This window comes from Methylobacterium sp. NEAU K, assembly GCF_030700285.1.
In the GTDB taxonomy this organism is placed as follows: Bacteria; Pseudomonadota; Alphaproteobacteria; order Rhizobiales; family Beijerinckiaceae; genus Methylobacterium.
This window is the reverse complement of record NZ_JAUYZJ010000008.1, coordinates 168311-180045: the sequence shown is the minus strand read 5'-3', so window position 1 is coordinate 180045 and position 11735 is coordinate 168311. Positions and strand designations below refer to the sequence as shown.

The following is an 11735-nucleotide window of genomic DNA, read 5'->3' as shown; positions in this document are numbered from 1 at the left end:
GCTACTAGACTCTGCTACTTTCTGCGCCCGGTGACTTACGGGCGCAGATAAAAGCGGTGGCGAACAAGCAAACACACCATCCGCAACAGCCAAACTATTCTATTTTAATTCCAGGATCAGCCGCTAGCTACTATATTAGTCTAGAGCTTTGACTTTGTTGCATGTGGTCCATCCTATTGGACGGACCACATGGCTGCCAAAAGGGGCAAAACTTCCCTCTACAACACTGATTGGGCCCAAACTTCCCTATAACGAGGGCCCAATCTTCCCTCTTCTTAGGTCCAAACTTCCCTGTCAGTTACATCACTTCGGGCATCGCTTCCTACGAGCATCCGGTCGTGGACCCGCAAGTGTCACATTTCAAGCATGTCCCATTCCGCACCATTGTGAAGTTGGCGCATTCCGGACACGCCTCACCAACGTAACCCTTGAGCTTTGCCTCCGCACGCCGAGAGGCGATCGACTCGGCGCGGCTCAAGTCGGGCGGAGAGAAGCCGAAGCTGACTTCATCAAGTCTTTCGTCCCGTGGCTCCGCCTTCAGTGCCGCTGCGCCGCGGATCGCATGGATCGTTCCGCCGGCCTGGGTGGTCTGGCCGGCGCTCGGGGCTCCGACGCCGACCGTGACACCGGCCGGGCCGCCCTGGATCAGGGTCAGGCGATCGGCCGAGCCGCGCAGCAGGCCGCGCGAGACGACCGAGGAGGCCGCGGCGGGCTTGGGGCCCTCGCGGGTCGTGTCCCCCGCCTCGCCGCCGCCGATCACCGTGCCGCCGATCTCGGCGGGGCTGACATGGGCGAGGTCGGCGCGGCCGAGATACGAGACCGCGAGCTCCCGGAACACGTAGTCGAGGAGCGAGGTCGCGTTCTTAATCGCGTCGTTGCCCTGCACGAAGCCGGCCGGCTCGAACCGGGTGAAGGTGAACGCCTCGACATACTCCTCCAGTGGCACGCCGTACTGGAGGCCGAGCGAAATCGCGATGGCGAAGTTGTTCATCAGGCTCCGGAAGGTCGCGCCCTCCTTGTGCATGTCGATGAAGATCTCGCCGAGGCGCCCATCGTCATACTCGCCGGTGCGCAGGTAGACCTTGTGGCCGCCCACCACCGCCTTCTGGGTATAGCCCTTGCGCCGGGCGGGCAGCTTCTCGCGGGAGCGGATGCGCTCGACACGCTCGATCACCCGCTCGACGATCTTCTCGGCGACCTGGGCGGCCCGGGCCGCGGCCGGGGCCTGCAGAACCGCCTCCAGGGCGTCCTCAGCCTCGTCCTCCTCATCGGCGATCAGGGCGGCGTTGAGCGGCTGCGACAGCTTCGACCCGTCCCGGTAGAGGGCGTTCGCCTTGAGCGCCAGGGTCCAGGACAGGCGGTAGGCGGCCTTGCAATCCTCGACTGTGGCGTCGTTGGGCATGTTGATGGTCTTGGAGATCGCGCCCGAGATGAACGGCTGGGCCGCCGCCATCATGCGGATGTGGCTCTCCACCGAGAGGTAGCGCTTGCCGATACGGCCGCACGGGTTGGCGCAGTCGAACACCGGGTAATGCTCGGCCTTCAGGCCCGGCGCGCCCTCCAGGGTCATGGCCCCGCAGATATGGGTATTGGCCGCCTCGATGTCTCTCTTGGTGAAGCCCAGGAACGGCAGCAGTTCGAAGGTCGGATCGGACAGCTTCTCGGCCGGGACCTTGAGGGTCTGGACGAGGAAGTCATCGCCGAGCGTCCAGCGGTTGAACACGAACTTGATGTCGAAGGCGGATTTCAGACCCTTCTCCACCGCGGCGATCTTGTCGTCGGAAAAACCCTTGGCGCGCAGCGTCGTCGGGTTGATCGCCGGGGCCTGGCCCATCGAGCCGTGGCCGACCGCGTAGGCCTCGATCTCGGCGATCTCGGATTCGCGGTAGCCGAGGGCGCGGAGGGCATCGGGGGCAGCCTGGTTGATGATCTTGAAGTAGCCGCCGCCGGCGAGCTTCTTGAACTTAACCAGGGCGAAGTCCGGCTCGATGCCGGTGGTGTCGCAATCCATCACGAGGCCGATCGTGCCGGTGGGCGCGATCACGGTCGCCTGGGCGTTGCGATAGCCGTGCGCCTCGCCCAGTTCGAGCGCCCGGTCCCAGGCCGCACGGGCATGGGCGCCGAGATCGGCCTGCGGGATGTTGGCGTGGTCCAGCGGCACCGGAGCGATGCTGAGGAACTCGTAGCCCTCGGCCTCGCCATGGGCGGCGCGGCGGTGATTGCGGATCACCTTCAGCATCGCGTCGGCATTGTCGTCATAGGCAGCGAACGGGCCGAGCTCCTTGGCCATCTCGGCCGAGGTGGCGTAGGCCACGCCGGTCATGATCGCGGTGAGCGCGCCGGCGAGCGCGCGGCCCTCATGCGAATCGTAAGGCAGGCCCATGGTCATCAGCAGACCGCCGATGTTGGCGTAGCCGAGCCCGAGGGTGCGGTAGCGGTAGGACAGCTCCGCGATCTCCTTCGACGGGAACTGCGCCATCATCACCGAGATCTCGAGCACCACCGTCCAGAGGCGGTTCAGGTGCTCGAATGCCTCGACATCGAAGCGCTTGGACTGACGGTCGTACATCGTCAGCAGGTTGGCCGACGCGAGATTGCAGGCCGTGTCGTCGAGGAACATGTACTCGGAGCACGGGTTCGAGGCCCGGATCCGCCCGCCCGCCGGGCAGGTGTGCCAGTCGTTCATCGTGGTGTTGAAGTGCAGGCCCGGGTCGGCCGAGGCCCAGGCGGCCTCGCCGATCTTCTCCCACAAGTCGCGCGCCGGGATGGTCTTGGCGACCTTGCCGGTGGTGCGGTGGGTCAGGTGCCAGTCGGCACCGGCATCCACCGCGCGCAGGAAATCGTCCGTGAGCGAAACGGAGTTGTTGGAGTTCTGGCCGGAAACCGTGAGGTAAGCTTCGGAATCCCAGTCGGTGTCGTAAACGGGGAAGTCGATCTTGGTGAAGCCCTGTCGGGCGAACTGGACGACGCGCTTGATGTAGGCGTCCGGCACGGAGGCCTTCCGGGCCGCGCGGATCTCGCGCTTCAGGGCCGGGTTGCGCTCCGGGTCGAAGCAGGCGTCGCCTTCCGCCTCGCACTGGGTGCAGGCCTTCATCACCAGGCCCAGGTGTTTCGAGACGACCTTCGAGCCGGTCACGAGCGCGGCGACCTTCTGCTCCTCCTTCACCTTCCAGTCGATGAAGGCCTCGATATCGGGGTGGTCGATATCGACGATGACCATCTTGGCCGCCCGGCGGGTGGTGCCACCCGACTTGATCGCCCCGGCCGCCCGGTCACCGATCTTGAGGAAGCTCATCAGGCCCGACGATTTGCCGCCGCCGCCGAGCTTCTCGCTCTCCCCGCGCAGGGCGGAGAAGTTTGAGCCGGTGCCGGAGCCGTACTTGAACAGGCGGGCTTCCCGCACCCACAGGTCCATGATGCCGCCCTCGTTGACGAGGTCGTCCTGAACGCCCTGGATGAAGCAGGCATGGGGCTGCGGGTGCTCGTAGCTCGAAGCCGAGCGCGTCAGCTCACCGGTACGGTAGTCGCAGTAGAAGTGGCCCTGGCTCGGCCCGTCGATCCCGTAGGCCCAATGCAGGCCGGTGTTGAACCATTGCGGCGAGTTCGGAGCCACCATCTGCCGGGCGAGCATGAAGCGCAACTCGTCGAGGAACGCGGCGGCGTCCTCTTCCGAAGTGAAATATCCCCCCTTCCAGCCCCAGTAGGTCCAGCAGCCAGCGAGCCGGTCGAAGACCTGCGTGGCGGAGGTCTCGGAACCGATCCGCTCCTCCTCCGGAAGCTCGCTCAGCGCGGCCTCGTCAGCCACCGAGCGCCACAGGAAGGACGGGACGTCGTTCTCCTCGACCTTCCTGAGGCGGGCGGGCACGCCGGCCTTGCGGAAGTACTTCTGGGCCAGCACGTCGCTGGCGACCTGGCTCCAGCTCTCGGGCACGTCGATGCCGTCGAGACGAAACACCACCGACCCGTCGGGATTGCGGATCTCGCTCAGGGCCTTGCGGAACGGAATGCCGGCGTAGGGCGATTGTCCGGCCGTGGTGTAGCGACGCTCGAACCGCATGAAACACACCTCTCCCGACAGGACACGACGGTCCCGGCCCCGCGCGCGGCGGGGGCTGTTCCCGATGATGGGGTCGGATCCGGTTGCGCCCGAGAAACGGACACGCGTCGGAACCGCAAACGTGAATTAGGAACGGTCGAACCTGCCGAAACGCACCAACCCAGGGGGGCACGACCGATGCAGTGACACTACTGCCGCCACCGCCCTCACGTCAACAAGTGGTGTTCTGTGGTCCGGTTCCACGCTAGATGTTGTGCCGGCCCGCAAAAGCCTGTGGATATCCCTGGCGACCCGGATAAGTGCCCTTCCGGCTTTCGGGATTCGGATCGGCAAAATTTTAAGTTCACAGCCGTGGGGAGAGCGGGGTTTCCGCCACGCGCAAAAACGGCCGGATGTCCGGCCGGAGCGTTGCGGCGTGGCGACACTTCGGTCGAGCCCGCTGGACTCGGCGGCGCGCGCTCACCATAACGGCCACACGAAGCGCCCCCCTTGCGGCGCGGCACGACATCGGGACCGGCGATGGCGCTGAAAGACACTTTGCTGCGCGTCTTCACGTGGTGGAACGGCCAGACCGTCTCGCTGGCGCTCCAGACCGCGCGCACCGGCATCTTCGTCGGCGAGGACGAGTTCGGTAACAAGTACTACAAGGCGGAAGGCGCGCTGATCGACCGCTCGGTCGGGTCGGAGCGGCGCTGGGTGGTCTATAATGGCTACGCCGACGCCTCGAAGGTGCCCCCGGGCTGGCGTGGCTGGCTCTGCCACAACGTCGATGTCGCCCCGAGCGAGGAAGACTACAAGCCGTACCCGTGGCAGCAGCCGCATGTCGAGAACCAGACCGGCACCGCGAACGCGTACCGGCCGCAGGGCTCGCAGCTGTCCTGGGGCTCCCGTCCGGCGGCGACCGGCGACTATGTCTCCTGGACGCCTGGCGAATAGGGCGACGGCTTCACGACCCGGCGGCGCCCTTTTGCCGCCACCGTTCCGGTGTTCAAGTGACGGCAATCCTACCCGACCGCCGCGCACCTGACGGCGCGACCGGCCTCCCTCGTCTAGGGGTCCGAGCCTTGAGCCGCACCATAGCCCTTGCACGTCTCGCGCTCGCCCCGTGCCTCGCGCTCGCCCTCTGCGTCGGGCCGGCCGCGGCCGACAAGATCAAGAACCCGACCGCGGTCTTCTCCGGGCTCGACAAGATCACCGGCCGCATCGTCTCCTTCGAGGTCGCGGTCGACGAGACCGTGCAGTTCGGCGCTCTGCAGCTGACGCCGCGCGTCTGCTACACGAGACCGCCGACCGAGAGCGCCAAGACCACGGCGTTCCTCGAGGTCGACGAGGTGACGCTGGACAACAAGTACCGCCGCATCTTCACCGGCTGGATGTTCGCTTCCAGCCCCGGCCTGCACGCGATCGAGCACCCGATCTACGACGTCTGGCTGGTCGACTGCAAAGGCGGCAGCGACGTGATCGCCGAGGCCAAGGAGCAGGAGGACATCCCCGCGGTCGCGGCCAAGCCCGAGAAGGCGAAGCGGCCCGGCAAGGATGCGACCAAGACCGCGCAGCAGGTCAATTCCGCTGGACAGGTCGACGTGGAGGCGCCGCGCGGGGTACCGGTACAGCCGCGCCAGAAGCCCTCGCGCAAGTTCTTCCCCTCGAACGAGGGACCGGCGCCGGCCCCGCCCCCCCCGCAGCCGCAGAACCTGTTCGACGCGCTCTTCCGCTGAGGGCGGGAACGCCTGTCTGACAAGGGCTTTCCGAGCCCCGGCTACGGGTCGGCACCGCAGGATGAGCGACCAGAACCGGGCGTCCGTTCATCGTGAGCGTCGTTCGACCGCAGATCACGCGGCCACCCAGGCTTTCAGATTCCGTCGACGTTGCCCAGCGCCGCCAACACCTGCGCCCCCGAGACGGATCCATCGCCCGGCCACACGTTCCAGTCGGCGACCCGATCGAGGGCGTCGGCGAGACGCCGCTTGTAGACGTGCCGGGGCAGTTCCTCCGCCCCGAACTGGGTGAGGTGCTCGGTCACGAACTGTGTGTCGGCGAGCCGGTAACGCCCGGCCCGGAGGCGCCCCATCAGGTGAACGAGGGCGACCTTCGAGGCGTCGCGAACCTCGTGGAACATGCTCTCACCGAAGAAGACGGCACCCAGCGAGACGCCGTAGAGGCCGCCCACGAGGCGCCGCGGCTCGCCCGCATAGACCTCGACGGTGTGGACGTGCCCGAGGTCGAAGAGCGCGCCATAGAGTTCGCGGATGCGTCCGTTGATCCAGGTCCGCTCGCTGTCCCGACGGGGGGCGGCGCAGCCGGCGATCACCCCGTCGAAATCCGTATCGCACCGGACCTCGAACTGGTCGGCCCGAACGGTGCGGGCGAGGCGGCGGGGCACTCGGAACCCGTCCAGGGGCAGGACTCCGCGCGCCCGCGGCTCAACCCAGTACAGGGTCGGATCGCTCGCGTCCTCGGCCATCGGGAAGATGCCCGCCGCGTAGGCCTTCAGCAGGATCTCGGGGGTGATGTCCACGCGGCTGGAATCGTGCATGGGTCGAGTGTCGCGCGCGTCCGGTCCGAATACCAGGGCCTGCGCCTGCCATGATCGCCGCAAGCCCGGTCGGGTCGGGCGGTCAAGTGGCCTGCGGCATCCCGGGTTCCAGACCCGCGCGGCAGGTTACGCTGGCATGGGCCCGGGCGCGCGGCGGGTTTCGCGATTCCGCGGGACTCCATCGGCAGCGCAGCGCGCGACAGGCCGCTCAGCCTGGAATCAGGCCTTCATGCCCCCGTCTTCCAGGAAATGTTCGAGCCAGTGGATGTCATAGATTCCGTTCTGGACGTCCGGATTGCGGACCAGGGTGCGGAACAGCGGCAGCGTGGTGTCGATGCCGTCGATCACGAACTCGTCGAGCGCCCGGCGCAGGCGCATCAGGCACTCGTTGCGGGTGCGCCCGTGAACGATCAGCTTGCCGATCAGCGAATCGTAGTGCGGCGGAATGCGGTAGCCCTGGAATGCCGCCGAATCGACCCGCACCCCGAGGCCCCCGGGGGTGTGGTAATGAGTGATCTGCCCCGGCGATGGCCGGAAGGTCTCCGGGTGCTCGGCATTGATCCGGCACTCGATGGCGTGACCCTCGACCTTGATGTCGGACTGCGTCACCGAGAGCGGGCCGCCCGAGGCGACCTGGATCTGCTCGATCACCAGGTCGATCCCGGTGATCATCTCGGTGACGGGATGCTCCACCTGGATGCGGGTGTTCATCTCGATGAAGTAGAACCGCCCATCCTCGTACAGGAACTCGACCGTGCCGGCGCCGAGATAGCCGAGCTCCTTCATGGCGTTGGCGCAGATGCCGCCGATCTCAGCGCGCATCGATTCGTTCAGTGCCGGCGAGCCGCCTTCTTCCCAGACCTTCTGGTGGCGGCGCTGGAGCGAGCAGTCGCGCTCGGCCAAGTGCACGGCACCGCCGCGCCCGTCGCCGAGCACCTGGACCTCGATGTGCCGCGGCTTCTCCAGGTACTTCTCGAGGTAGACCGCGTCGTCGCCGAACGCGGCCTTGGCCTCGGACCGGGCCATCCCGATGGCCTGTTCCAGCTCGGCCTCGGAACGCGCGACCTTCATGCCGCGGCCGCCGCCTCCCGCCGCCGCCTTGACCAGGACGGGGTAGCCGATCCCGGCTGCCACCCGTTTGGCCTCGTGCGCATCCTCGACCCCGCCCTCGGAGCCCGGCACGCACGGGATGCCGAGCTTCAGCGCGGTACGCTTGGCCTCGATCTTGTCGCCCATGGTGCGGATGTGCTGCGCCTTGGGACCGATGAAGCCGATCTGGTGATGTGCCAGAACCTCGGCGAACCGGGCATTCTCGGACAGGAAGCCGTAGCCCGGATGCACCGCATCCGCCCCGGTGATCTCACAGGCGGCGATGATCGACGGGATGTTGAGGTAGCTGTCCCGGGCGGCCGGCGGCCCGATGCAGACGCTCTCGTCGGCCAGCCGCACGTGCATGGCGTCCGCGTCGGCGGTGGAGTGGACGGCCACGGTGGCGATACCGAGTTCCTTCGCCGCCCGCAGGATACGTAGGGCGATCTCACCACGGTTCGCGATCAGGATCTTGTCGAACATCGGCCCTTTAGAGCATCCTGGCGATCACCGGACCGCGCTGGATGACCTATCCTCTTGTTGCGCGGCGTTTTCCAGGGCCGATTCAGCCCGATACGGCGGAAGTCGCCTTTAGGCGATGACGAGCAGGGCCTCGCCGTACTCGACGGGCTGGCCGTCCTCGACGAAGATCGCGGTGACCGTGCCGGCGTGGGGCGCCACGATCTCGTTAAAGGTCTTCATCGCCTCGATGAGGAGCAGCTTGTCGCCGACCTCGACCCGCGAGCCGACGTCGACGAAGGACTTGGCGTCGGGCGAGGGACGCAGGTAGGCGGTCCCGACCATCGGTGAGGGCACCGAGCCGGGATGCGAGCGGGCCGGCTCGGCCGGCGCGAGGGCGCCGGTCGGCGGCGCCGGCTGTGGCGCGGCCATGGCGGCAACCGGGGCCGGCGCCGCGACCTGTACGTTCACGGGCTCGAGCCGCCGCACGACGCGAATGCGCAGATCGCCCTTCTCGACCTCGATCTCGGACAGGCCGGTCTCGGTGACGAGGTTGGCGAGCTCCCGCACGAGCTCGGAGTCGATGGGATCGTTCTTTGGCATCCGGCCTTCTTCGTATCGCGACATGGCGGTCCGTCCATCCGGCATTCGCGCTGGAACGCGACCATGGCCACGCGGCTGGCGGCTCTTAGACGAAGGCGGCCCGCCGCGACAAGGCCGCGCGGTCCGCCATCAGCCGGCGGAACTCTCCGGCCCTTCGGCTCAGCAGGACGCGTGGCCGCACTGGCGCACGTCCGCGATGGTCTTGCGCATCGGGTCGACGCCGACGGCACCGGGGATCACCTCGTCGCCGATGATGAAGGCCGGGGTGCCCGACAGACCGAGCCGGTCGCCGAGGCCCCGGTTCTCGCTGAGCGCGGCCTTCACCTCGGGGGAGGCCATGTCCTTCTGCAGCTTGGCCGTGTCGGCGCCGAGGTCCTTGGCGACCTGGATCGCGCGGGCACCGTCTACGCGGCCCTTCGTCTCCAGCAGCTTCTGGTGGAATTCGAAGAGCTTATCGCCCTTGAGCTGCTGGCGCACGGCGATCGCGACCTGGCTGGCCTGGAGCGATTCCGGTCCCAGCACCGGGAAGTCCTTGATCACGACCCGCAGCTTCGGGTCGGACTTGATCAGCGCCTGCACGTCGCCGAGCGCCTTGCGGCAGTACCCGCAATTGTAGTCGAAGAACTCGACCATCGTGACGTCGCCCGCGGGGTTGCCGGCCACCACGTCGTGCGGGCCGTTCATGAGGGCCTCACGGGCCTCCTTGAGGGCGGCGGTCTGGGCGAGGCGCTGCGTCTCGGCCTGCTGCTTCTCGGCCTCGGCCAGCGCCTCCTGGAGCACCTCCGGGTGCTTGATCAGGTAATCCTTCACGATCGCCTCGATGCCGGCGCGCTGCGCGTCCGTGAACGGCGCGGCGGGCGGAGCCGCGTTCTGCGCGAGGGCCGGGGCGGCGACGAGGCCCAGCGCCAGGACCAGCGCGGGCAGGGGACGGATGGAAGACATGGATCCTCGCTGTGCGCGGCAGCCGGCCCGCGCATGGCGCGAGCGGTAGAGGGTGGGTTAGGCGTTTTCGCGGCGCCGGGTCAAATCACGTGGCCGGCACGCGAATCCCTTCCGCCGAGCGCGACCCGTCCGAATATGCCCAAGCTGTTCCAAGCCTTCTGGTTGCGCCCGCACCTGCTCTGCGCGATCCTCGTGGCGCTCGTCGCGGCCGCGCTCGCGCCGGGCCCGGATCCGGGCATGCGGCTGCTGGCCGGCTGGTGCGCGGGCGTGGTGGTCCACGCCGTCCTCGTCGTGCGGCGGGCGACCGGGCAGTCGCGGGACGCGATGCGCCGCGAGGCCGCCCGGCTCGACGACAGCGCCGGCGTCATCACGCTCTTCGCCCTGCTGGCCTCTGCGGCGAGTCTCGGCTCGGTGGCCGTGCTGGTCGTCGGCGGCCGCGTCACCGGATCGATCCAGGGCTATGCCCTGGCCCTGGCGGGGACCAGCATGCTCTGCACCTGGGTGTTCATGCAGCTCGTCTTCACGGTCCACTATGCCCACGTCTATTACGGCGTGGAGACAGGGCCCGAGGCGGAAGCCGAGCGTGGCGGCCTGGATTTCCATGGCGACACCGAGCCGGACTTCTGGGACTTCCTCTACTTCACCGTGACCATCGGCGCGGCGGCGGCGACTTCGGACACCAACCTGGTCAGCAAGCGCATGCGGCGGATCGCGACGGCGCAGACCGTCTGCGCCTACCTGTTCAACACCGGCATCCTGGCGCTCGCCGTCAACATGGCCGCGGGCATGGTGCCACGCTGAGCAGCGCGCCGCCGGTTGAGGCCGGGGCCGACAGGGTCTAACCCCGTCCGCCAGCCCGGCGAGGCACCGCAGCGCACCCTTCAGGACCGCATGATTCCGATCTCCCGGCGCGCCGCCGCCGTCCAGCCGTTCCTCGCCATGGACGTCATGGCCGCCGCCGCCGCCAAGACGCGGCGCGGTGACGACGTGGTGCGCATGGAAGTCGGCCAACCCTCGGCGCCGGCCCCGCGCGCGGTGATCGCGGCCGCGCAGGGAGCGCTGGCCGCCGGCCGCGTGCCCTACACCGAGGCGCTGGGCCTGCCGGCCCTGCGCGAGCGGATCGCCCGGGATTATGCGGAGCGCCACGGCGTCGCCGTCGACCCGGAGCGGGTGGTGATCACCACCGGGTCCTCGGCCGGCTTCGTCCTGGCCTTCATGAGCCTGTTCGACGCGGGCGCCCGGGTGGCGGTGCCGCAGCCCGGCTACCCGGCCTATCGCAGCATTCTGGCCGCCCTCGACCTCGTGCCCGCCCCGTTGGTGCTGCGCGCAGAGGACCGCTTCGCCCCCACCGCCGCCCTGCTGCGCGAGACCCACGCGCTGGAGGCGGTGGCGGGCGCCCTGGTGATGAGCCCGGCGAACCCGTCCGGCACGGTGATCGCCGAGGCCGCGCTGCGGGACCTATGCGCGGCGGCGCGCGAACTGAGCCTGCCGCTGATCTCGGACGAGATCTATCATGGCCTCAGCTACGGGCTGCCCACCGTGACAGCCCTGCGCTTCGACCCCGACGCGGTGGTGATCAACTCGTTCTCGAAATACCACTGCATGACCGGCTGGCGCGTCGGCTGGATGGTGGTCCCGGAGGCGCTGGTCCGCCCGATCGAGCGGCTGGCGCAGAACCTCTACATCTCGGCGCCGTACCTCTCGCAGGTCGGCGCGCTCGCCGCCTTCGAAGCCACGGAGGAACTCGACGCCATCCGCGAAGGCTACGCCCGCAACCGGGCGATCCTGCTCGATGCGTTCCCGGGCCTCGGCCTCGGGAGCGTGCACCCGGCCGACGGCGCCTTCTACCTCTACGCGGACGTGGCGAACCTCACCAACGACGCGACCACGTTCTGCCGGCGGATGCTCGACGAGGCGAACGTCGCCGCGACTCCGGGGCTCGATTTCGACCCGGAACTCGGCAGCCACCACGTCCGCTTCTCGTTCGCGGGCTCCGAGGCCGAGTGCCGCGAGGCGGTGGCGCGCCTGCGGACCTGGCTCCGCTGAGGG

At 68.2% G+C, this 11735-nt stretch carries 9 protein-coding genes; 4 read left to right on the top strand and 5 right to left on the bottom strand.

What is annotated here, in order from left to right; translation table 11 throughout:
• Positions 1-322 precede the first annotated feature (322 nt).
• The gene (locus Q8W67_RS09240) at positions 323-4057 is read right to left on the bottom strand and encodes a vitamin B12-dependent ribonucleotide reductase (protein ID WP_305544110.1); all 3735 of its coding nucleotides are present in this window, start codon (positions 4055-4057) and stop codon (positions 323-325) included.
• A gap of 519 nt (positions 4058-4576) precedes the next feature.
• Here Q8W67_RS09240 and Q8W67_RS09235 point away from each other — a divergent pair.
• Entirely contained in the window at positions 4577-4993 is a 417-nt protein-coding gene (locus Q8W67_RS09235) for an NADH:ubiquinone oxidoreductase subunit NDUFA12 (protein ID WP_305544107.1), read from the top strand.
• Between the two features lie 128 nt (positions 4994-5121).
• The gene (locus Q8W67_RS09230; RefSeq protein WP_305544104.1) at positions 5122-5775 is read left to right on the top strand and encodes a DUF2155 domain-containing protein; all 654 of its coding nucleotides are present in this window, start codon (positions 5122-5124) and stop codon (positions 5773-5775) included.
• A gap of 134 nt (positions 5776-5909) precedes the next feature.
• Here Q8W67_RS09230 and aat read toward each other — a convergent pair whose 3' ends face one another.
• The 4 genes from aat to Q8W67_RS09210 form a co-directional block, all read right to left on the bottom strand.
• Positions 5910-6593 (bottom strand): leucyl/phenylalanyl-tRNA--protein transferase, encoded by a 684-nt coding sequence (gene aat / locus Q8W67_RS09225; RefSeq protein WP_305544101.1) that lies wholly within the window; start codon positions 6591-6593, stop codon positions 5910-5912.
• A gap of 219 nt (positions 6594-6812) precedes the next feature.
• Positions 6813-8165 carry an acetyl-CoA carboxylase biotin carboxylase subunit gene (gene accC / locus Q8W67_RS09220; protein ID WP_305544099.1) on the bottom strand — a complete coding sequence of 451 codons (1353 nt, stop codon included), beginning with the start codon at positions 8163-8165 and terminating at the stop codon, positions 6813-6815.
• Between the two features lie 108 nt (positions 8166-8273).
• Positions 8274-8744 carry an acetyl-CoA carboxylase biotin carboxyl carrier protein gene (accB, locus tag Q8W67_RS09215; protein ID WP_305544096.1) on the bottom strand — a complete coding sequence of 157 codons (471 nt, stop codon included), beginning with the start codon at positions 8742-8744 and terminating at the stop codon, positions 8274-8276.
• 159 nt (positions 8745-8903) lie between these two features.
• Positions 8904-9686 carry a DsbA family protein gene (locus Q8W67_RS09210; protein WP_305544093.1) on the bottom strand — a complete coding sequence of 261 codons (783 nt, stop codon included), beginning with the start codon at positions 9684-9686 and terminating at the stop codon, positions 8904-8906.
• Positions 9687-9821: 135 nt separating this feature from the next.
• Between Q8W67_RS09210 and Q8W67_RS09205 the strand changes: the two genes are divergently transcribed.
• Both Q8W67_RS09205 and Q8W67_RS09200 read left to right on the top strand, forming a co-directional pair.
• The gene (locus Q8W67_RS09205) at positions 9822-10487 is read left to right on the top strand and encodes a DUF1345 domain-containing protein (RefSeq protein ID WP_305544090.1); all 666 of its coding nucleotides are present in this window, start codon (positions 9822-9824) and stop codon (positions 10485-10487) included.
• A 90-nt stretch (positions 10488-10577) separates the two neighbouring features.
• Positions 10578-11732, top strand: a complete 1155-nt coding sequence (locus Q8W67_RS09200) for a pyridoxal phosphate-dependent aminotransferase (protein ID WP_305544087.1) — start codon at positions 10578-10580, stop codon at positions 11730-11732.
• Positions 11733-11735 lie beyond the last annotated feature (3 nt).